Origin of the sequence: Hydrogenophaga sp. ZJX-1 (assembly GCF_048590325.1) — a bacterium.
Lineage (GTDB): Bacteria > Pseudomonadota > Gammaproteobacteria > Burkholderiales > Burkholderiaceae_C > Hydrogenophaga.
In genome coordinates this window covers 7,501-28,227 of the sequence record NZ_JBMBRA010000012.1, presented here as the reverse complement: position 1 = coordinate 28,227, position 20,727 = coordinate 7,501, and the positions used below count along the sequence as shown (strand labels likewise).

Genomic DNA, 20,727 nt, shown 5'->3' with positions numbered 1-20,727 from the left:
GCCTCAGCCTTCGGTTGAACGCTGGGAAAGCGATGTAAGTCTCTGATTTACTTTGGCTTTTGCCGCTGTCCAAGGTTTCTGTGGATAACTTTGTTGATAGTGTCTGTGCACAGGTCGGCAGGCCTTTTAAATCAAGGGCTTGCTTAAATTGCACGGAAAAAAAGCAGGCACCAGAAGCCAATGAAATCAACGGTCTTCGGGGGTGTGAGCCCGATGCCCCACCTTGGGCGGGTGGTTTTTTCTCCTGACGTCCGCTGTTGGTCCGTGGCACAAATTTTGTGCATAAGTGATGGCTGCAAAATGCGCTTTTTTGCAGGGTTTTCTCCGATGGACGACCCCTTGCCAAGTTGGGTCGCAGATGGACGCACACAACCTGCATTGGCAACTTGCAAGCGTCTGCGCACCCCCGGTCGAGAACCTGCACCTCGCGACCGACCTGATCGCCGTGTTTTCGAGGGACGGTCGGGCGCTGCTGTTGGGGTCTCCGAGCAGGACCGACCATGGACAACTCGAACCCTTCCTGGTGCCGCAGAAGCGCCGAACCCTCTCCGAACCTCACACCTTCCTCGTGGCCAACTACGACTGCCGGGGGCTTGGCCAATCCGGTGCCGGACACATTGCGCCCGTCGGCGCCCTCAGTCCGGCTCCCGACCGCCTGCTGGTCCTCGATGTCGCGGCCCGCAAGTACCCTTGCGCCTGGGTTCCGGTGCCCAGACGCTGGGGCGCGATGAACACGGTTGAGGCTGACTCCGGGAGAACCCGGAGCGACCTTCTGGTCAGCCCCTTGGCGGCCCATGAAGGAAGGACAACACTTTCTTCCCCGGTCCGGTGGCGCCACATCCCATAGAAACGGATGGTGGCCCCGCGGCATGAGGAAGGCGCTGCCGCCGAGGCTCAGCTTTTGTATTTGATGCTGCAGCCGTAGGCCTGGCTGGTGGTGGTGCTCAGGGGTTTGCCCGCCAGCAGTTCGCCCAGGCCCTGGCGCACGTGGTTGGTGGCTTTTTCGATGTCGGCCACCCGGGCCGATGGGATGCTGTCGATGGCGCCGGCGTAGGCCAGCAGGCCCTGGGCGTTGACGATGAACATATGGGGCGTGACGCGCGCGCCGTAGGCCGTGCCGACATGGCCGTCTTCGTCCATCAGCGTGGCGCTGGGGCTGGCGCCTTGGTCCTGCATCCAGCGCGCGAGCTGGGGCGGGCTGAGGTAGTCGGCGCTGGCGTCTTCGGTGGAGTTGATGGCGAGCCAGACCACGCCCTGGTGGGTGAAGTCTTTCTGCAGCGCCTGCATGTTGCCGTTGTAGTGCTTGCGCACAAAGGGGCAGCCGGGGTTGTTCCATTCCAGCACGACCGGCTTGCCTTTGAATTGCGAGAGCTTGACCGGCTTGCCGGCCGTGTCTGTGAGCGTGAAGTCGGGCGCGGGCTGACCGACGCTGGCGGCAGCGTGGGCGGAGCGGGGCAGCAGGCTGGCGGGCAGGGCGAGCGCGCCAAGGCCGGCGGCGCCCAAGGTGTTGAAGTGGCGGCGTTGCATCATGGTCTGGCTCCGTTGGATGACAGAAAACCTGAGACCAGCGCGGGGACGTTTTGGTTCAAGGCACCCGCGGAACCGGTTTTGCCGGGCAGCCAGGAGCGCCACCTTGGGGGCGCCGCCAGGGGGCTACAGCCCAGCGATCACCGCGCGAATCTCGTCCACGCTCAGCACTTCAGACAGCACCTGCGGGGCCAGTCCGTTCTGGTGGATCGCGTAGACCGGCACGCCGTTTCGGCCCAGGCGGGCGAGTTCGGCGGTCACGGCCGGGTCGCGGCGGGTCCAGTCGGCGCGCAGCAGGGCCACGTTTTTGGCGGCGATGTCGCCCAGCACATCGGCGTTGGCCAGCGTGGTGCGCTTGTTGTACTGGCAGGTCACGCACCAGGCGGCGGTGAAGTCCACAAACACGGGGCGGCCTTCGGCCAGCAGCGCGGCCTGGCGCTCCGGGCTCCAGGCTTGCCAGCTCACGCCCTGCACCGCGGTGGCGACTTCGGCGCCGGGGCTCGCGTCCTGCAGGCGCGTGACGTTCGGGCCCACGTTCCAGCCCAGCCACAGCAGGCCGGCGAGCGAGAGGCCGGCCAGCACGGTGCGGCTCTTGCCACGCAGACCGAGCGCCCACACCAGCAGCGCCAGCACCACCAGCAGCATCAGCAGCGCAGCGGCGCCGTCGATACCACTTTGTTGACCCAGCACCCAGAGCAGCCAGACCACGGTGGCGAACATGGGGAAGGCCATGCCCCGGCGGAAGGTGTCCATCCAGGCACCGGGGCGCGGCAGCGCGCGCGCGATGGCCGGCCACCAGCTGGCGGTCAGGTAAGGCAAGGCCATGCCCAAGCCGAGCACGCCGAACACGGCCAGCGCCTGCACCGCGGGCAGACCGATGGCCAGGCCGAGCGAGGCGCCCATGAACGGCGCGGTGCAGGGTGAGGCGATGGCCGTGGCGAGCACGCCGGTCAGGAAGGCATCGGCTGTGGGGTTTTTGGCCTGCAGGCTGGCCAGGCGGCTGGGCAGCACGTTGCCGAACTCGAACAGGCCGGCGAGGTTGAGGCCGATCAGGGTGAAGAGCACGGCCAGCGCGGCCACCACGCCGGGGCTCTGCAACTGGAAGCCCCAGCCGAGTTGTTCGCCCGCGGCCCGCAGGCCCAGCAGCAGGCCGCCGAGCGCCAGGAAAGAGAGCACCACACCGGCGGTGTAGGCCAGGCCGTTGGCACGGTGGGCGCTGCGGTCGTCGGCGTGTTTGGCGAACGCCAGCACCTTGATCGCAAGCACCGGGAACACGCAGGGCATGAGGTTGAGGATCACACCACCCAAAAGGGCGCCGATCAGCGCGGCCCAGAGCGTGATCGGGGCGCCTGTCGGACCCGCCGGGACCGTGGCGCGGGCGGCGTTGGCGTCGAGCGCGGCCTGCAGCGCGTCGGGCACGGCCACCGGCAGGGCCGCCGCAGCGGGCCAGTTGCCCTGCACCGGTACGGTCAGCCGGGCGCCGGCACTGCCCGCGCCTTCACCGGGCGGGTCGGCCTGGGCAACCACCAGCGCCAGCTGGGCCGGGCTGTCGCTGCGCTGCGGCGAGAGCGGCACGCGCGCGGTCCAGCGAGCCCCGTCCCAGGCCTGGGTCCAGGCGGCGCCGGGTTCGATCAGGCCGGTGGCTTCGGGGAAAAACTCCAGCTTTTGTCCTTGCCATGCCGGGGGCAGGCCGGCGAGCGAGGCGTTCAGGAAACCGGGTTCGGGCGTCAGCGTGCTGTCGGCGGCGGGCTGGTCTTTCGGGCCGGCGGCCAGCGCGGCCTCGAACGCCAGGCCGTTCAGCGCGGTGGATCCTTGCACGGGGATGCGCAGCGTGAAACGGCCTTCTTCGGGAATGCACTCCTTGCGGCAGGCGAGCCAGGCGGCGTAGAGTTGCACGTCGACATGGCTGCCCTTGAAGTCGGGCGCGACGGTCAGCGGCACCGGCAGCAGCACGGTGCCGTTGTAGCCGTAGTTGGCCAGCGTGCCGAGCGGGAACTTGCGTGGCGTGGGCCAGGCGATGTCACCGGCGGTGACACCCTCGGGCAGGGTCCACTGCAGCTCGGTGGGCAGGCCGGAGTCGCCGGAGTTCTTCCAGTAGGTGTGCCACTCGGGGGTGTGCGTGAGCTGCAGGCCGACCCAGAGCTTGGCGCCGGGCGCGGCGCCTTCGGGCGCGTGGGCCAGCAGCTCGGCCTGCACCATCTGGGGCGGGTTCTGGCTGGTGGCGCCACCGAGGATGCCCTGCGCCTGCACGGCGAGTGGCAGCAGCAGGCTCAGCGACAAGGCCGGGAGCAGGCGCCGGGCAGAGCGGGTGGCGCAGGAAAGCAGTTTCTGGAGCATCGGGAGCGGGGTGAGTGGGGGCGTCGCAGCGGTCGGCGGGTGGTGCCGGTCGAAGTATGAGGGCGCTGCCGGCTCCAAGTTCCTGGGACCCCGGTGTGTCCGGGCATCGGCTGAATATAAGTCAGGGCTGTTGGCTTGTCCTGGGGTGCCGGCCGGCGCCCCCAGGCCGTCTATCGGAATCATGGAACGGTTGGGGTGGTCAAAGGGGTTCACAGAACCAGAAGCTTTATGTAAAAACCGAATCCTGGGCGGATATGCATGGAGGAACGTGCATGGGATCGATTGTCGAACGTGCGCTGCTGCCGTGGGCGCAGCGGGTGAAGACCCAGGTGAACCTGCCGGTGCGCCTGAGTTGGGGCGCGGGCGGCGGCTCGTCGCTGGCGCTGGGCGATTTCGAGCAGCCGATGGTGGAAATCCGTGTGCGCGATCCGTCGGCGCTGCCGCTGCTGATTGATCCGGGGCTGGACACGCTGGGCCAGGCCTATGTGGAGGGGCTGGTGGACGTGGACGGCTCGGTGGCCGACATCCTCGCCGTGGCGCACCGGCTGGCCGAGACGGCCCAGCCCGAAGCGGGTGTGCTGGGGCGCATTCGCCGCCACTTCGCCCACACGCGCGCGAGCGACAGCGAGGCGATCCAGTACCACTACGACGTGTCCAACGCGTTCTACGCCCAGTGGCTCGGTGAGGGCATGGTGTATTCGTGCGCCTATTTCGAAAACGGCGATGAGACGCTGGACGAGGCTCAGCTGAAAAAGATCGACCACATCCTGCGCAAGATCCGCCTGCAGCCGGGTCAGCGCCTGCTCGACATCGGCTGCGGCTGGGGTGCACTGGCGCTGCGCGCGGCGCAGCAGTTCGGCGCGCAGTGCGTGGGCGTGACGCTGTCGCAGAACCAGTTTGACCTCGCGCGCGAGCGCGTGAAAGCCGCCGGGATGCAGGACCGCGTTGAGATCCGCCTGCAGGACTACCGCGACGTGCATGACGCGCCGTTCGACCGCATCACCAGCGTGGGCATGTTCGAGCACGTGGGGCTGGAGCATCTGGTGGGCTACTTCGGCCACATCCGCCGCCTGCTCAAGCCCGATGGCTGGGTGATGAACCACGGCATCACCAGCACCGACGCCTTCGACGGCGAGACGAGCCTGGGCGGGGGGCATTTCATCGACCGCTATGTGTTCCCGCGCGGCGAGCTGCCGCACATCAGCACCGTGTTGCGCACCCTGCAGGAAGGGGGTCTCGAAGCTTTCGACGTGGAGAACCTGCGCCGCCACTACCAGCGCACCACCCAGCTCTGGAGCGAGGCTTTTGAAGCCCACAGCGCGGGTATCCGGCCGCTGGTGGACGAGAAGCGCTGGCGCATCTGGCGCATCTACCTCGCGGGGTGCGCGTGGGCGTTCGAGAACGACGAGGTGGCGCTGTACCAGGTGCTGTGCCGGCCGTCCGGGCAGGCGGCGACGGGGCTGCCGTGGTCGCGGAACTGGATGTATGGCTAGCTAGCCCATGCGCCACAGCTGACACGCACCGTGTGAGGCGGCCCATCCCGGAGACACTGAAGAACCTGCTTGGCCGGGCCTCTGGTGTTGTCCTCCTTCAGCAGGGTGGCGCCGAAGGTGACGTGGGGGGTGCTTCCTGAAATCCGAGCACCACGCGGCGCGTGGTGGCGCTCTTCTTCTCGATTTTGGTGACCACGATGCGGCCGATCTCGGCGGTGTTGGCCACGTGCGTGCCGCCGCAGGGCTGCAGGTCGATCAGCGTGGTTTCTCCAATGCGCACGGTGCGCACCGTGCCGCTGCCACGCGGCGGCGAGACGCTCATGCTTTTGACCAGCGAGGGGTTGGCGTCCAGCTCATCGTCGGTGATGGCGCCGATGGTCACCGGGTGCGCCGCGGCGACCAGGGCGGCGATGCCGGCGTTGAGCGCATCCTTGTCCAGCGGATCGGTGAGGGCCAGATCAAGCCGCGCGTAGTCGGGCGTGATCGAGCAGCCGTTGACGGGCACAGGCACCAGGTGGCACAGCAGGTGGGTGGTGGTGTGAAAGCGCATCAGCCGGTGGCGCCGCGCCCAGTCGATGCGCGCGGTCAGGGCCGTGCCCGGCTGCAGGGTGGCGAGCAGCGCGTCCTGGCCCGGGGCGGGCACATGCACGATGTCGGCCGTGGGCCGGCCTTCGGCGTCCTTGCCCTTGCGGGTGTCGGCGATGGTGATCATGGCGCCGCCAAGCAGCAGTTCGCCCGCGTCGCCCGCCTGTCCGCCGCCAAGCGGGTAGAACACGCTGCGGTCGAGCACGATGCCGTGCTCGTGGATGGCGGTGACGGTGGCGCTGCACTCGGTGAGGTAGGCGTCCTGGCGGAAGAGGTCCTGGGTCATGGCGGCATCTTACGGGGCTGTGCGGGGCCGCCACAAGCCGTAAACTGCCAGCCATGAACGCGCCCACCCGCCACTGGTCCGACCTCGGCACCGCCGACTTCGCCGCGCTCGACCGCGCGCGCGCCATCGCGGTGCTGCCGGTGGCCGCCACCGAGCAGCACGGGCCGCACCTGCCGCTGTCGGTGGACACCGATCTGGTCAACGGCGCGATCGCCGCCGCGCTGCCGCACATTCCGCACGACCTGCCGGCGCTGTTTTTGCCGACGCAGGCGGTGGGCTTCAGCCCGGAGCACACCCGTTTCGCCGGCACGCTCACGCTCAAGGCCGACACCGTGTTGCGCCTGTGGACCGAGATCGGCGAGTGCGTGGCCGCCAGCGGCGTGAAGAAGCTGGTGCTGCTCAACGCCCACGGCGGGCAGGTGGGCCTGATGGACCTGGTGGCGCGCGACCTGCGCGCGCGGCTGGGCATGCTGGTCTACAGCGTGAACTGGTTCAACCTGCCGCTGACCGATGCGCAGGGGCAGGACGTGAACGCGCGCTTCAGCGCCGAAGAACACCGCTTCGGCATCCACGCCGGCGAGATCGAAACGGCCATGATGCTGGCGTTGCGTCCTGAGCGGGTGCACATGGACCAGGCCGAATACTTCCGCTCCACTTCGCAGGACCGCGCGATGCACTTTCCCATCCTCGGCAACGGCCGGAGCGCCAAACTCGGCTGGATGATGCAGGACTACAACGCCAACGGCGCGGTGGGCAACGCGGGCGCCGCCACCGCCGCAAACGGCCACGCCGTGCTCGACGCCGCGGGCCGCGCGCTGGCGCAGTTGCTGGGCGAGATCGACCGCCTGCCGCCCGACACGCTCACCGAACGCACCGCGTTCGACTGATCAGGCGTAGGTGATCCATTCTTGGTAGTCCGGGCCGTCGAGGTGCGGCAGTGTGTTGTAGGTCAGCAAGGTGTGGCGCCGGGCGCTGAACTGGAACTCGGTGACCGCGCTGTTGCGGATGCGCATGTTGAGCTCGATGGTGGCGTCCGGGCTCAGGCCCAGCACATGGCCCACCGCGGTGGCGATCGGCCCGCCGCTGGAGACCAGCAGCACGTTCTGGCCGTGGTGGTGCGCGCGCACATGGTCCAGGGCGCTGGTGATGCCGTGCACAAAATCGGTGTACTCCGGCATGCCCTGCGGGCTCACGGTGCCCGCCATCCATTGGGCCAGGCCGTCGCGCAGCAGGCGGAAATGGGCACGGTAGGCCTCCGGGCTGTCGGGCTTTTGCAGCGGGTGCGGGTGGATGCTGCGGATCACCGCCTCGCTGTCGTATTCGTTCAGGCCCGGCCAGACCAGGGGCTGGGCGTCCAGGCCCGCCCCGCTGGCGATGCCGGTCCAGGTCTGGGCGTGGCGTTTGAGCGTGCCGGTCAGCACGGCGTCGAAGCGCAGGCCGCGCTCGGCCCAGTAGCGGCCCAGGCGTTCGCTCTGGCTCTGGCCGAGCGCGCTGAGCTGGTCGTAGTCGTCGGCGCCAAACGAGGCCTGGCCATGGCGCACTAGGTAGAGGGTTCCCATGGGCCGGATTCTGTGGGCGCAGGGCCGTGTGGCTTTGTCCCGACAGCGACTGCCCGTTGCGCTGCTGTCGCAGGCGTGTCTGTGGCAGTCACCGGATGTGTGACCGGCAGGGACAACGCCGGATTGGCGGTGCATATCCGGCGATGGCGGGTGCTCCCGCTGTGCTTCAATCAACCGGTTGGGGTCTCTCTTTTAGAACATCACATGCCATTTGATCTGCAGACGATTCTGGTGCTGCGGCTGTGCGTTGAGCTGGTCGTGGCCGGCGCCTTCGTGGTCCAGGCGCGTCGTCATCCCACGGTGGGTGGCCCGGGCTGGTGGGCTGCGGCCGTCGTGTTTTCCACACTGGGTTCGCTCGGTTTCGGGTTGCGCATCCACAGCCTGAACCTGCTCACGGTCAGTGTCGCCAACACCCTGTTGTGCGGCGCGGCTTTGTTCGCCTGGCTGGGTTTGCGCAGCTATCTCGGGCTGCCCCGTTCGCTGCGCTGGACGGCGGCGGGCTTGCTGGCCATTCTGTTGGGCCAGGTGCTGTTTTATGTGGTGTGGGACTCGGCGCCCGCGCGGCAGGCCCTGTTTGCCCTGACCGGTGTGGTGGTGCGCATCGGCACGCTGCGGGACATACAGACGCACGACCCGCAGCGCCGCCAGCCCGTGCTGCAATTCCTGCGCTGGTTGACCTGGGGCGAACTGCTGCTGCTCGGGTTCGTGGGGGTGGCGGTCTGGTTCGTTCCCGATACCTCCCCGGCGCGCTTCGGTGCCCTGGTGCCCTCGCTGCTGGTGTTCTTCATGGTCGACCTGTTGCTGCGCATGGTGGTCAGCTTCTCGCTGGTGACGGCGCGGCTGCAGCAGGAGAGTGACCGGGCCCGCCAGCTGGTGCTGACGCGCGAGACGGCGTCGCGCGCGCTGGTGGACAACCTGAGCGCTGGCGTGATGGTGTTCCGGCCCGACCAGACGCTGGCGACCATCAACACCGCGGCGCGCCGCTTGCTGGGCTGGAGCACCAGCGGCGCCAACAGCGCCATGCCCGAACCGCAGGCACCGGACTGGCGCTTGCTGCGCGAAGACGGTCGGCCCCTGCCACGCCACGAGATACCGTTCGAGCGCGTGCTGGCGACCGGGCAGCCGCTGAGCAACATCGTGATCGGCGTGCAGACCGGCTCGGGCGACGCGGTGAGCTGGGTGCTCTGCAACGCCTACCCCGACAACGACGCCCTCGGCGGCCTGCGCCACGTGGTGTTCACCTTCGTCGACATCACCTCGCTCAAACGCGCCCAGCAACAGCAGCAGGCGCTGGAACACCAGCTGGCGCAATCGCACAAGATGGAAGCGCTCGGCACGCTGGCGGGTGGCGTCGCGCACGACTTCAACAACATCCTGGCCGCCATCCTGGGCAACGCCGACCTCGCGCGCCAGGACCTGCCGCCCGGGGCGCCGGCCCGCGAGAGCCTGCACGAGATCAGCACCGCAGCGCGGCGCGGGCGCGAGCTGGTGCGACAGGTCCAGGCCTTCAGCCGCCAGCAACCCATGGAACGCCGACCGGTGCAGGTGGCCGAAGTGGTGGCCGAATCCGGCCGTTTGCTGCGGGCGGCCACGGCATCGCCCTTTGAGCTGGTGCAGACCTGTGCGGATGGCGTGCTGCCCATCCTCGCCGACGCCACGCAACTGAGCCAGGTGCTGCTCAACCTGGGCACCAACGCTGCGCACGCGCTGGAAGGCCGGGCCGGGCGCATCGAATACCGGATCGACGCATTGGCGTCCGACGATCCGCACCTGCCCGCTGCGATGGTGCAGGCGTGTGCCGGCAACGGGGCGGTCCGGGTGCAGGTGCAGGACAACGGCTGTGGCATGGACAAGGCCACGCGCGTGCGCATGTTCGAACCGTTCTTCACCACCCGCGTGGTGGGTTCCGGTACCGGCCTGGGGCTGCCAGTGGTGCTGGGCATCGTGCAGGCGCACGGTGGTGCCATCGAGGTGGACAGCGAGCCCGGCGTGGGCACCACCTTCACACTGTATTTCCCCGCAGTTCGGGCGCTGCCCGCGGCTGTAGCCGAAACCGGACTTGCCTCGGATGCGGGCACAATGGCGGCCAACACAAGTGGTAACACCGAGTTGCCCGGCCCCTCTTCAGTGGAGAACCCCGTCATGGCTCCTGATGCGATCACCGAACCGCGCCATATCCTCTACCTCGACGACGACGACACCCTGGTGTTCCTGGTGCGCCGCCTGCTGGAGCGTCGTGGCTACAAGGTCACCGCCGTGACCGATCAGAGTGTGGCCATCGAGGCCGTCCGCAACCAGCCCACCGGGTTTGATCTGCTGATGACCGACTACAACATGCCCGGCATGTCGGGTCTGGAAGTCGCCAGGGCCGTGCTGGCGATCAACCCGGATCTGCCGGTGGCCGTGGCCTCGGGGTACATCACCGACGAACTGCAGGTCGAAGCGTTGGCCTGCGGGGTGCGCGAAGTGGTGTTCAAGACGGACGCGGTGGATGCGTTTTGCGAGGTGGTTGCACGATTGGTGTCCCCCCCGCGCCCCGCCTAAGGGCGGGTCACCCCCCCCGGGGGGCGATGCTGGCGGCCCGGCAAAGCCGGCTCCGCGGCATCCTGGGTACGAACCCTCGCGCCGGAGGGTCCTCGTTTTCAGTTGGTGTTGGCCAACACCTTGGAGAACACTTCACTGTCGACGTTGCCGCCGCACAGCGTGGTGCCGACGATCTTTCCTTTCAGGCTTTCCCGCTCCTGCCACGCGGCCGCGAAACTCGCGGCGCCCGCGCCTTCGGCCACGTTGTGCGTGTCAGCAAACAGCGTGCGCATGGCTTGGGCGACTTCGTCGTCACTGACCTTCACCACGCGCTCTAGGTGCGGCATCAACACGGCGAGTGCGGCGGCGTCGGCGACACGGCAGGCCATGCCGTCGGCGAGTTCGGTGCTCACGGGTGCTTCGACCACCCGGCCCGCGACGATGGAGTCCGCGTAGGTGGTGGCGTGGGCACTGACCACGCCGACGATGCGGGCCTGGTGCCCGAGAGCGAGCTTGGCCGCGATGGCCGAACACGCGCCCGAACCCTGGCCGATGGGCACGTAGACCACGTCGAGCTGCGGCACAGCCTGGAAGAGCTCCCACCAGTAGGTGCTCACGCCGCGCAGCAGGTCCTTGTGGTAACTCGGCACCATGTGCGCGCCGCGTTCGGCCGCGAGGTGCATGGCGTGTTCGCGCGCCGCCTGGAAGTCGTCCCCGTGTTCGATCAGGTTCACGCCGAGCGCGCGCATGGCGGCGTTTTTCTCCAGCGAGTTGCCCCGCGGCACGACGATGCTGCAGGCGACGCCGTTCGCGCGTGCCGCCCAGCCGATGCTCTGGCCGTGGTTGCCGCGCGTGGCGCTGATGACCTCGCGCGGCATCGCGCCGCGCTGCTGGAGTTGATCGAAGTACGTCAGGCCGCCGCGGATCTTGAACGCACCCACCGGCGTGTGGTTCTCATGCTTGACCCAGCAGTCCGCGCCCAGTCGCTGCGACAGCGTGCCCCAGCGGTATTGCGGCGTGGCCTGGAAGGATTGGTAGACCACCCGGGCGGCGGCTTCGATGTCGTGCAGGTTGGGTAACTGGAGGGGCATGAAATGTACCGAAGGGTCAGAAGGGCGAGCTCAGCGTGTGCGGGGCCAGGGGTGTGTCGAGCTGCGCGATCAGCGCGGCGGGGCCAGGCATCACCGCCATGGGAGCCAGGCCGATCGCGTCCAGCGCCTGTTGCAGCTGGGGTGCGTCGGGGTGGCTGAGCGTGAGGCTCTGCAGCGCGAGACCGCTCGCGGGCATGGTGTCGGCCGGATGAACGTCACCCCACTGGATCAGTGTGGGCAGTGCACCACCAAACAGGCGCTGACCGTCGTCCCGTACGGTGATGCGCCATTGCAGCAGGCCCGACGGAGTGGGCCGCGAGGCGGCGATGGCCGGGCCGCATTCGATGCCGAGGGCCCGCAGGCCCACGGTGGCCGCTTTGATGTCGGGCACGCTGGCCACCCAGTGGACCAGTTGCGGCCCGTGCTGGGCCAGCCGCGCCTGCAGGGCCGGGTCATCAAGGTCGAACCAGCGCTTCAGCGGTGCGGGGCGCGTGGGCGTGGCCTGCGGGTTCACGGCGATGATTTCCAGGTAGGCGCGCTGGGCGTGTTCGCAGTGCAGCCGCAACAGCCGGTTGTGCGTGCCGAACAGGGCATGTTCGCCACCCGGTCCGGGCAGCACGCCCAGCGTGGCCTCGCACCAGGTCACGCCTTCGTCCAGCGTGCGCGCGGCCACCACGAGGTGGTCGATCTGCGCGCTGTGCGGGGTAGTCACAGGGTCACGTGGCCGTGAATGCAGGTGACGGACTGGCCGCCGACCCAGATCGTGCCGTCGGCGTCGCGCTCGATGAACACGCGGCCCTCGCGCGCCAGCGCCGTGCCTTGCGCGGCCACGTAGCGCTCGGGGGCGAGGCCCGCGCCGATCAGCCATTGCGCGAGCGCGGCGTTCAGGCTGCCGGTGACGGGGTCTTCGCACAGGCCGTTGTTGCCGGGGAAAAAGGCGCGCACCTCGAACAAGGTGTCGTGTTCCTCGCGGGCACCGACCACGCCGACCTTGCCGCGCGGGCCCACGACGCCGATGTCCAGACCGGCCAGCACTGCGCCGTCGGGCCTGAGCGCCAGCACCTGCTCGGCGCTCTTCAGCATCACGCCGCGCCAGTTGGGTCCGTTGTCGCACCAGGCGTGGGCGGTGATGTCGCTGCGCGCCACACCGAGGCCGCGCGCGATCAGCGTCACGTCGTCTTCGGGCAGTGGACCGCTCTTGATCAGCGGCGGCGCCGCAAACGCAAGCCGTTGACCATCGCGCCGCAGCCGCACCAGGCCCACACCACATTCCTGCACCACGTGTTCACCGCGCGGTACACCGCCGGCTTCGAGCCAGGCGTGGCAGCTGCCCAGCGTGGGGTGGCCGGCGAAGGGCAGCTCGCGGCCGGGGCAGAAGATGCGCACGCGGTAGTCGGCTCCCGCCGCACGGCCTTCTTCGCTGGGCGGCAGCAGGAAGGTGCACTCCGACAGGTTGGTCCAGTTGGTGAAGTGCTGCATGGCCTCGGTGGCAAGGCCGCTGCCGTCGAGCACCACGGCCAGCGGGTTGCCGCGGTAGGGCGTGGCGGTGAACACGTCGACCTGTTTGAAGGGGCGTTGTTGCATGGCGGGTCTCCGGTGTCAGGACAGGGGGAGGTCGAGCACGCCGCGGCTCGCGGGCAAGCAGAGCCACTGCGCGTACCAGCGTTCCAGGTTAGGCCAGGCCGGACGCGGCTGCGGCAGGCCCCACCAGCGGTGCACCTCGCAGGCGATGGGGATGTCGGCCATGCTCAGCGCGTCGCCGGCCATGAAGGCCTGGTGCGCGAGGTGCTCGTCCAGCTGCTGGAACTTCGGCTCGGTCGCGGCCACCGACGCGGCAATGACCTGCGGGTTGCGTCGCTCGGCCGGCGTGCGGACCCACTGCTTGAAGGCGGGACTGCCAGCCGGGTTCAGCTCGGTCTGCTGCCAGTCCATCCAGCGTTCGGCGTTGAAGCGTTGCTGGAGGTCTTGGGGGTACAGCGGTGAACCCGCGCGTGCACACAGGTAACGCACGATCACGTTCGACTCCCAGAGCGTGAAGTCACCGTCTTCGAGCAGCGGCACCAGGCCGTTCGGGTTCCTGGCGCGGTAGTCCGGCGTGTTCACGATGCCGAAGCCCAGGCCCGCGTCGATGCGTTCAACCTCCAGTCCGAGCACCTGCGCGCAGAGCACCACCTTGCGCACATTGATGGAGCTGATGCGGCCCCAGAGGCGCAGCATGGTGGTCAGCCCTTCGCGGCTTCGCGGATCGCCTGCGCCAGCGCGGCGATGCCGATGTGGATCAGCTCCACGCTCGCCGTCACGAAGGACAGGCGCAACGTGCGCGGGTCCGCATGGTCCGCGTAGAACGCGGCACCGGGCACGAAGGCCACGCCCTTGTCCACCGCCTTCGGCAGCAGCTCCACGGCGCTCATGCCGGCGGGCAGGCGCACCCAGAGGAACATGCCACCGTCGGGCGAATTCCACACCACGTCCAGCCCGGCCATCTCGGTCTTCAGCGCCTCCAGCATCGCGGCGCACTGGCTCTTGTAGAGCGCGCGGATGGTGGGCACGTGGCGGTCGATGAAGCCGTCTTTCAGCACCTCCGACACCATGCGCTGGTTGAAGCTGGGGCTGTGCAGATCCGCCGCCTGCTTGGCCTGCAGCAGCTTGGGCATGATGGCCTTGGGCGCGATCACATACCCCAACCGCAAGCCGGGCGCGAGCACCTTGGAGAACGAACCCAGGTAGATGCAGCCCTCGGGGTTGCGCGCGGTCAGTGGCTTCGGGGGCGGCTGGTCAAACCACAGGTCACCATACGGGTTGTCTTCGACCAGCGGCAGGCCCAGCGCGCTGGCCCGTTCGACCAGCGCCTGGCGCCGAGCTTCGCTCATGCTGCGACCGGTGGGGTTCTGGAAATTGGGCAGCACGTAGAAGAAACGCGCACCTTCCGCTTTCGCGGCGAGGTCGTCCACATCGACGCCTTCGGCATCACTGTCCACGCTGACGATGGCCGGTTCCATCGGCGTGAAGGCCTGCAGCGCGCCCAGGTAGGTGGGCGTTTCCACCAGCACTTTGCTTCCTTCGTCGATCAGCACCTTGGCCACCAGGTCCAGACCCTGCTGGCTGCCGGTGGTGATCAGCACCTGATCGGCCGACACGTCCCAGGGCATGCTGGCCGCGACCCATTCGCAGAGCGGGCGGTAGCCTTCGCTGGCGGCGTACTGCAGCGCGGCGCGGCCATCGGTGCGCAGCACCGTTTCGCAGGCAGCGGCGAAGGCCTCGACCGGGAAGGTCTTGGGCGAGGGCAGGCCACCGGCGAAGCTGATGATGCCGGGCTTCTCGGTCACTTTCAGGATCTCGCGGATCACCGACGGGTTCATCTTGTGGGCGCGTCTCGCGAGGGTCCAGGTGCTGCTCATGAAGTGTCCTTGTTGGATTTCGGATGTGTGATGGGCGGGGCGGCCATGCGGCGCCCCATGAAGACGGTGGCGACGACGGCGAGCGCAAAGCCCAGCGTCATCGCATCCAGCGATTCTCCCAGCAGCGGCACGGCGGCCAGGATGCTGACGAAGGGCTGCAGCAGTTGCAGCTGGCTCACGCGCAGCGCGCCGCCCAGCGCCAGCCCGCGGAACCAGGCAAAGAAGCCGGCCCACATGGAAAACACGCCCACATAGATCAGAGCCCACCAGGCCGAGGTGTGGATGGGCTGCTCGGGCCAGGTCAGCAGCGCGCCGGGCACCGTGAGCGGCAGCGCCATCACGCATACCCAGCTGATCACGCGCTCGGCGCCGAGCACCGGCGTGACCTTGGCGCCCGCCACGTAGCCGAGTGAGGCGGCGATGACGGCACCCACCAGCAGGAGGTCGGCCCAGGCCAGGCCAAAGCCGTGGCCGAGCTGGTGCGCGCGCAGCACGCTGTAGGCCGCCACCAGCAAGCTGCCGAGCCCGGCGAACAGCCAGAAACCCAGGCGCGCGCGCTGGTGCAGCAGCCAGGCGGCCGCGGCGGCGGTGGCCAGCGGCAGCAAGGCGGTGATGACGGCGGCGTGGCTGGCCGTGACGTGGCGCAGCGCCCAGCCCAGCAACAGCGGGTAACCGATGGCATTCCCCAGCAGCGAGAGCGCGATCGGCTGGCGGTGCTCGGGCGCCGGTAGCGGCGAACGTGTTGCCAGCAGGTAGATCAGTGAGAGGCCGCCGGCCAGCGCGGCGCGTGCCCAGGTGACGAACCAGGGCGAGAGCTGGGGCGCGTCGGCCGTGCCGGTGGCCAGCCGCGTCATCGGCAGGGTGAGCGCGAACACCACCACGCCGATGAGACCGAGCCACAGGCCCAGGGTCTGTTCGCGGGGGCTGGGCAAGGCGGGCAGCGCCGTGACCTGGCTCATGGTTGGCCGCCCAGCCCTGCTATCAGCATCCACGCCGAGGTGAGCACCAGCGCGCTGGCCATGATGCGGTTGAAGGCCAGAAGGCGCGCGCCAGTGGCCACGCCGTCCACCACCGGCCCGGCCAGCCAGTGGCGCAGCAGGGAACCGACGGTGGCGTAGAGCAGGTTGCTGAAGAACGCAAAGGCCAGCATCAGCGGCAGCACTTGCACGAAGCGCTCCAGCGCATCCGGCCGCCCGGCGATCCAGCCCCCCACGATGGACAGCGCCAGCATCCAGGCCTTGATGTTGAGGAACTGCAAACCCACGCCTTGCATGAAGGTGACCTGCAGCCGCTCGGCCTTGACCTGGCTGAGCGAGCGGCTGCCCCAGAGTTTCCACGCCATCCACGAAAGGTAGGTGCAGCCACCGATGAGAATGGCCCAGCGCAAGGCCGGCTGCGCCACGATCAGCGTGCCCAGCCCACCGGCGCACAGCGCCAGCAGCACACCCCAGCCCACCGGCACCGCGCAGACGAAACGCAGCGAGTGCCGCAGGCCGAAGTTGGCCGCGAGCGCAGTGGACAAGGTGGTGTTGGGGCCCGGGGTGAAGCTGGTGGCCGTGGCCAGCACCAGCAGGGCGCTGAACTCGGTGGCGTTCATGGGCTGCCCTTCGTGTGTGCACACCGGTCCGGTGCCTTGAACGGACGGTTGTGACTGAAAAGGGCTTGCGGGCGCATGGCAGACACTTTATCCTTTCGCACCAATACACAAGCCATACAGTTTGGGCATTCAGTTCAACAACTGTGTGGTTCGTTCTGCCCACACACTGCCATGTTCAACCCCCCCGACGCCAGTCCCGGCGATGCGTTGGCCAGCGCGCCCGCCCTCAGCCGCACGGCGGCGCAGACGCTGGCCGAGCAGCTGGCCGAGCGCTTTGCCGCCCGCATCCGCGACCGCCTGCTCGCACCCGGTGCACGCCTGCCCAGCGTGCGCCAGTGCGCGACCCAGCAGGGCCTGAGCCCGTCCACGGTGGTGGCGGCCTACGACCTGTTGCTGGCGCAGGGTCTGGTGCAGGCGCAGCGCTACCGCGGCTTTTTCGTGCGCGAACGCACGCCGCTGCGGGGCACGGGTGCCGGGCGTGCGGCCCCGGCACCGGGCGCCGAGTTGTCCGACCGCATGGCCGCGCCGGTGAACGCGGCGGCGCTGATCCGCGGCATGTTCCACCCGGCGGGCTCGCGGCCGCAGCCCGGCATGGGCGCCTTCCCGCCTGACTGGATGGTCTCCACCTTCATGCAGGCGGCGGTGCGCCGCGTCACCACGGGGTCCGCGCTGGCCGACAACTCGCTGCGTTATGGCGAACCGCTGGGCGACGGGCAGCTGCGCCGCGTGCTGGCCGACCGCCTGCAGGTGCTGGGCCTGCCCGCCGGGCCGCAGCAGATCATCACCACCGTGGGCGCTACGCACGCGCTCGACATCGTGAGCCGCACCCTGCTCAAACCGGGCGATTGTGTGATGGTGGAAGAGCCGGGCTGGGCGGTCGAGTTCGCGCGGCTGGCGGCCATGGGCATGCGCATCCTGCCGGTGCCGCGCGGATCGGCGGGGCCCGATCTGGCGGTGATGGCGCGCTACTGCGAAGAACACGCGCCCAAGTTGTTCGTGAGCGTGAGCGTGCTGCACAACCCGACCGGCTACAGCCTCTCGCCGGCCAGCGCGCACCGTGTGCTGCAACTCGCGCAGCAGCACGGTTTCTACGTGGTGGAGGATGACACCTACGGCCACATCGCGCCCGAGCACGCCACCCGCATGAGCGTGCTCGACGGTCTGCAGCGCACCATCTATGTCAGCGGTTTTGCCAAGATCCTGGCGCCCAACTGGCGTGTGGGCTACCTGGTGGCGCCGCCCGACTGGGTGGAGCGCCTGCTCGACACCAAGCTGCTCACCACGCTGACCACGCCCAGCCTGCTGGAGCGCGCGCTGGCGCACTGCATCGAGCAGGGCCAGTTGCGCCGCCACGCCGAACGCATCCGCAGCCGGCTCGACGAGGCGCGCGGCCGCAGCGTGAAGCTCGCGCAGGCGGCGGGCTGCCATTTCGTTTCGGAGCCCGCCGGCCTGTTTGGCTGGGTGGACACGGGCGTGGACACCGAGGCGCTCGCGCAGCGCATGCTGGACGAGGGCTACCTGATCGCGCCCGGTTCGCTGTTCCACGCCGCGCGCGCACCGAGCACGCTGATGCGCATCAACTTTGCGACCACGCAGGACGCGGCGTTCTGGAAGGTGTTCAGGCGGCTGGCGACGCGCTGAGCAGCGCGGCCAACGCACCGTCGATCTGCTTTGCCTCGGCCTGCATCAGCGGCAGGGCGCGGCCGAAGAGTGGCCAGTCGCGTGAACGCGCGGCCAGTTCCAGGCCCTTGGACAGGCGGGCGCCGCGCTCGGCTGTCATGCTGCCCAGCGAACCCTTGAGCCCGTGCGCATGGGCCACGGCCATCTCGATGTCTTGCGCCAGAAGCGCCTGTTGCAGCGCCAGCAAGCGCTGGCGCAGATCGGTTCGCATGGCCTGGGCGAGCTGGCGCAAGGTGGTTTCGTCACCATCCAGCCGCCGGCGCAGCTTGTCGATGTCCAGCGCCGCCACCACGCCGGGTTGGTGCGCGGGGGATGGCTCCGGCGTTGCGGCGCGCGGGACGCCGCAGCGGGTGCTGCGCATCAGGGCTTCATCCATGGCGCGGATCAGCGCTTGCGGACTGACGGGCTTGGACGTGTAGCCGTCCATCCCGGCCAGCAGGCAGGCTTCGCGGTCGCCGTTCATGGCATTGGCCGTGACCGCCACGATCGGCGTGTGCGGGCGGCCCAGCTGGATCTCGCGCTCGCGGATGTGCCGCGTCGCCTCCAGGCCGTTGCTGCCAGGCATCTGAACGTCCATCAGCACGAGGTCCACGCCACCCAGTTCCCACTGCGCGACCGCCTGCTCGCCGTCCCGTGCCAGCCGCACGCTGCAGCCCAGGCGCTGCAGCAATTGTTTCATCAGCAGTTCGTTGACCGGGTGGTCTTCGGCCACCAGCACGCACAGACCCGCGAAGCGCTGGCCGGCCTGCGCCACCTCGTTGAGTTCCATGGGGGCGCTCAGCGGGTCGCTGTCTGTGGCAGTGGTTTCGCCCAGCGGCAGTGTGACGGTGAAGGTGCTGCCCTGGCCGAGTTCGCTCACCAGGTCGATGCGGCCACCCATGAGCTGGACCAGGCGCGAACAGATGGCCAGACCCAGGCCACTGCCGCCGAATTTGCGCGCGGTGGACGCATCGGCCTGGGTGAACGCATCGAAGATGGTGGACTGGTGCTTTTTCGCGATGCCCACACCACTGTCCTGCACCTGCAGGCGCAACTGGTGCGAACCGCCAGCGTTGCCGGCCAGCATGTCCGCGGTCAGGCGGATGCGCCCGCCGCGGGGCGTGAACTTCAGCGCGTTGGAGAGCAGGTTGTTCAGCACCTGCCGCAGGCGCCCCGGATCGCCTTGCATGTGGTCGGGCAACCGGGCCGACAACTGGAGCTCCCAGCTCAGCGGTTTGGCGCGCGCCTGCTCGGCATAGAGCGCACTGACTTCCTCCAGCGTGTCGCGCAGCGGGAACTGCACGCTTTCCATGCTGAGCTTGCCGGCCTCGATGCGCGAAAGGTCCAGCACATCGTTGAGCAGGTCGAGCAGGGCGTGGGCCGAGCTGTCCATCAGGTCCAGCCAGCTCTTCTGCTCGGCGTTGAGCGGCGAATCCATCACCAGGCGGGTCAGCCCCATGAGCGCATTGAGCGGTGTGCGCACCTCGTGACTGATGTTGGCCAGGAACTCGCTTTTGGCCTGGCTCGCCTGCTCGGCCTGGGCGCGGGCTTGTGCACCTTCGGCTTCCACGCGCTTGCGTTCGCGGATGTCAGCGTGCGATCCCATCAGCCGCAGCGGGCGGCCCTTGGCGTCGTGCTCGGCGACCATGCCATGGCTTTCGATCCACAGCCATCCTTCGGCGGTGCGCACGCGGTACTGGACCACCGCGCGCTGCTGCCGGCCCTCCAGCAGTTCGCCCGCAGTCGCTTGTGCACGGGCGCGGTCGTCCGGATGCACACGCTCGATGAGGGCGGACGTGTCCCAGTAGCCATCGACAGCGATGTCGCCCAGCATTTCGCCCCAGCGCGCCGTCAGGAACACCTGTTTTGACGGCAGTTGCCAGTCCCAAAGCGCCAGGCCGGCGGCTTCAACCGCGAGTTGCAATCGGTCGCTGGTTTCGTCCAGCGCCTCTTCGGCCAGCAAGCGGCTGTTGGATTCGCGGTGCACCGAGCCGCGCAACCGGTCCAGTTCGTGGTTCTGCCGGTCCAGCTCAGCCATGAGCTGGCGGGTGCGTTCCCGTTCATTCTGCAGGTCTTGCAGCGCTCGCTGGAGATCTTGAGCGAGGCGTTGGGGTGTCATGGGCATGAGCGGTTGGTGTGCGGGGTGCAGCCCGTCCGGTTTGGGCGTTCAACTGCCTCCGAGCACCTCCCAGCGCTCCAAGGCCTGCATCCATTCAGACTCTATTTCGGCGTGTCGGGCGCCCAATTGAGTGGCGCGGGCCGGATCGGTGGCAAAGAGTTGACCGCCCGCCAGCGCGCGGTCGATGTCGGCCTGCTCGGCCTCCAGTGCGGCGATCTTCCCTTGCAGGGCTTCGAATTCGCGCTGTTCCTTGTAGCTGAGCTTGCGTTTCGGGGATGCCGGGTTGGCGGGCGCAACGGGTGCGACCGACGGGGCAACCGGAGCCGCTGGCGCCGCGGCGGGTGCTCGCTCGCGCTGCAGCGCTTCGGCACGCGCCGACTGTGTGAGCCAGTCCTGCACATCACCCACGTATTCGCGCCAGCGGCCTTCGCCCTCAGACACCAGTGTGCTGGTGACCACGTTGTCGAGGAAGCGCCGATCGTGGCTGACGAGAAACACCGTGCCTTCATATTGCTGCAGCAGGTCTTCCAACAGCTCCAGCGTGTCGATGTCC

The 20,727-nt window shown here is 68.7% G+C and carries 18 protein-coding genes (1 of these 18 only partly in view); 5 read left to right on the top strand and 13 right to left on the bottom strand.

Annotation, left to right across the window (positions count from 1 at the left end):
• Positions 1 to 289: 289 nt before the first annotated feature.
• Positions 290 to 847: a phytochelatin synthase family protein gene (locus ACN5W5_RS23510; protein WP_420050836.1), complete on the top strand. Its 558-nt coding sequence runs from the start codon at positions 290 to 292 to the stop codon at positions 845 to 847.
• A 47-nt stretch (positions 848 to 894) separates the two neighbouring features.
• Here ACN5W5_RS23510 and ACN5W5_RS23505 read toward each other — a convergent pair whose 3' ends face one another.
• Both ACN5W5_RS23505 and ACN5W5_RS23500 read right to left on the bottom strand, forming a co-directional pair.
• Complete coding sequence (locus ACN5W5_RS23505) at positions 895 to 1,530, bottom strand: thioredoxin family protein (RefSeq protein WP_420050835.1); 636 nt, start codon at positions 1,528 to 1,530, stop codon at positions 895 to 897.
• A 123-nt stretch (positions 1,531 to 1,653) separates the two neighbouring features.
• The gene (locus ACN5W5_RS23500) at positions 1,654 to 3,864 is read right to left on the bottom strand and encodes a protein-disulfide reductase DsbD family protein (protein ID WP_420050834.1); all 2,211 of its coding nucleotides are present in this window, start codon (positions 3,862 to 3,864) and stop codon (positions 1,654 to 1,656) included.
• 272 nt (positions 3,865 to 4,136) lie between these two features.
• On the opposite strand from ACN5W5_RS23500, the gene ACN5W5_RS23495 reads away from it, so the two are divergent.
• Positions 4,137 to 5,357, top strand: a complete 1,221-nt coding sequence (locus tag ACN5W5_RS23495) for a class I SAM-dependent methyltransferase (RefSeq protein WP_420050833.1) — start codon at positions 4,137 to 4,139, stop codon at positions 5,355 to 5,357.
• A 97-nt stretch (positions 5,358 to 5,454) separates the two neighbouring features.
• Here the strand turns inward: ACN5W5_RS23495 and ACN5W5_RS23490 are convergent, their stop codons facing one another.
• A complete protein-coding gene (locus tag ACN5W5_RS23490; RefSeq protein WP_420050832.1) occupies positions 5,455 to 6,228 on the bottom strand; it encodes an alanyl-tRNA editing protein in 774 nt (257 codons plus the stop codon).
• A gap of 53 nt (positions 6,229 to 6,281) precedes the next feature.
• Between ACN5W5_RS23490 and ACN5W5_RS23485 the strand changes: the two genes are divergently transcribed.
• Complete coding sequence (locus tag ACN5W5_RS23485) at positions 6,282 to 7,115, top strand: creatininase family protein (RefSeq protein ID WP_420050831.1); 834 nt, start codon at positions 6,282 to 6,284, stop codon at positions 7,113 to 7,115.
• Here the strand turns inward: ACN5W5_RS23485 and ACN5W5_RS23480 are convergent, their stop codons facing one another.
• Positions 7,116 to 7,787 carry a histidine phosphatase family protein gene (locus ACN5W5_RS23480; protein ID WP_420050830.1) on the bottom strand — a complete coding sequence of 224 codons (672 nt, stop codon included), beginning with the start codon at positions 7,785 to 7,787 and terminating at the stop codon, positions 7,116 to 7,118.
• Between the two features lie 204 nt (positions 7,788 to 7,991).
• Between ACN5W5_RS23480 and ACN5W5_RS23475 the strand changes: the two genes are divergently transcribed.
• Complete coding sequence (locus ACN5W5_RS23475) at positions 7,992 to 10,331, top strand: ATP-binding protein (protein ID WP_420050829.1); 2,340 nt, start codon at positions 7,992 to 7,994, stop codon at positions 10,329 to 10,331.
• Between the two features lie 98 nt (positions 10,332 to 10,429).
• Here the strand turns inward: ACN5W5_RS23475 and ACN5W5_RS23470 are convergent, their stop codons facing one another.
• The 7 genes from ACN5W5_RS23470 to ACN5W5_RS23440 are packed head-to-tail and all read right to left on the bottom strand — an operon-like array spanning position 10,430 to position 16,396.
• Positions 10,430 to 11,401 carry a threonine dehydratase gene (locus tag ACN5W5_RS23470; RefSeq protein WP_420050828.1) on the bottom strand — a complete coding sequence of 324 codons (972 nt, stop codon included), beginning with the start codon at positions 11,399 to 11,401 and terminating at the stop codon, positions 10,430 to 10,432.
• Between the two features lie 16 nt (positions 11,402 to 11,417).
• Positions 11,418 to 12,113: a VOC family protein gene (locus ACN5W5_RS23465; protein ID WP_420050827.1), complete on the bottom strand. Its 696-nt coding sequence runs from the start codon at positions 12,111 to 12,113 to the stop codon at positions 11,418 to 11,420.
• Positions 12,110 to 12,985, bottom strand: coding sequence for a PhzF family phenazine biosynthesis protein (locus ACN5W5_RS23460; RefSeq protein WP_420050826.1), 876 nt, complete (start codon positions 12,983 to 12,985; stop codon positions 12,110 to 12,112). The genes ACN5W5_RS23465 and ACN5W5_RS23460 overlap by 4 nt, the downstream gene beginning before the upstream one ends.
• 15 nt (positions 12,986 to 13,000) lie before the next feature.
• Positions 13,001 to 13,618: a glutathione S-transferase family protein gene (locus ACN5W5_RS23455; RefSeq protein ID WP_420050825.1), complete on the bottom strand. Its 618-nt coding sequence runs from the start codon at positions 13,616 to 13,618 to the stop codon at positions 13,001 to 13,003.
• Between the two features lie 5 nt (positions 13,619 to 13,623).
• Positions 13,624 to 14,799, bottom strand: coding sequence for a PLP-dependent aminotransferase family protein (locus tag ACN5W5_RS23450; protein ID WP_420050824.1), 1,176 nt, complete (start codon positions 14,797 to 14,799; stop codon positions 13,624 to 13,626).
• Positions 14,796 to 15,758 carry a DMT family transporter gene (locus ACN5W5_RS23445; protein WP_420050823.1) on the bottom strand — a complete coding sequence of 321 codons (963 nt, stop codon included), beginning with the start codon at positions 15,756 to 15,758 and terminating at the stop codon, positions 14,796 to 14,798. The genes ACN5W5_RS23450 and ACN5W5_RS23445 overlap by 4 nt, the downstream gene beginning before the upstream one ends.
• A complete protein-coding gene (locus tag ACN5W5_RS23440) occupies positions 15,755 to 16,396 on the bottom strand; it encodes a LysE family translocator (protein ID WP_420050822.1) in 642 nt (213 codons plus the stop codon). Before ACN5W5_RS23440 ends, ACN5W5_RS23445 begins: the two co-directional genes overlap by 4 nt.
• A gap of 171 nt (positions 16,397 to 16,567) precedes the next feature.
• Here ACN5W5_RS23440 and ACN5W5_RS23435 point away from each other — a divergent pair, with 171 nt between their 5' ends.
• Positions 16,568 to 18,037, top strand: coding sequence for a PLP-dependent aminotransferase family protein (locus ACN5W5_RS23435; RefSeq protein WP_420050821.1), 1,470 nt, complete (start codon positions 16,568 to 16,570; stop codon positions 18,035 to 18,037).
• On the opposite strand, the gene ACN5W5_RS23430 is transcribed toward ACN5W5_RS23435, so the two are convergent.
• Positions 18,015 to 20,180 (bottom strand): ATP-binding protein, encoded by a 2,166-nt coding sequence (locus tag ACN5W5_RS23430; protein WP_420050820.1) that lies wholly within the window; start codon positions 20,178 to 20,180, stop codon positions 18,015 to 18,017. The genes ACN5W5_RS23435 and ACN5W5_RS23430 overlap by 23 nt on opposite strands.
• A gap of 42 nt (positions 20,181 to 20,222) precedes the next feature.
• Positions 20,223 to 20,727, bottom strand: partial view of an ATP-binding cassette domain-containing protein gene (locus ACN5W5_RS23425; RefSeq protein WP_420050819.1) — the 3' portion only. The gene runs 1,397 nt beyond the window's last position; 505 of the gene's 1,902 nt are visible here — the last part of the coding sequence; the start codon falls outside the window, past its right edge — the gene reads right to left on this strand; the stop codon is at positions 20,223 to 20,225.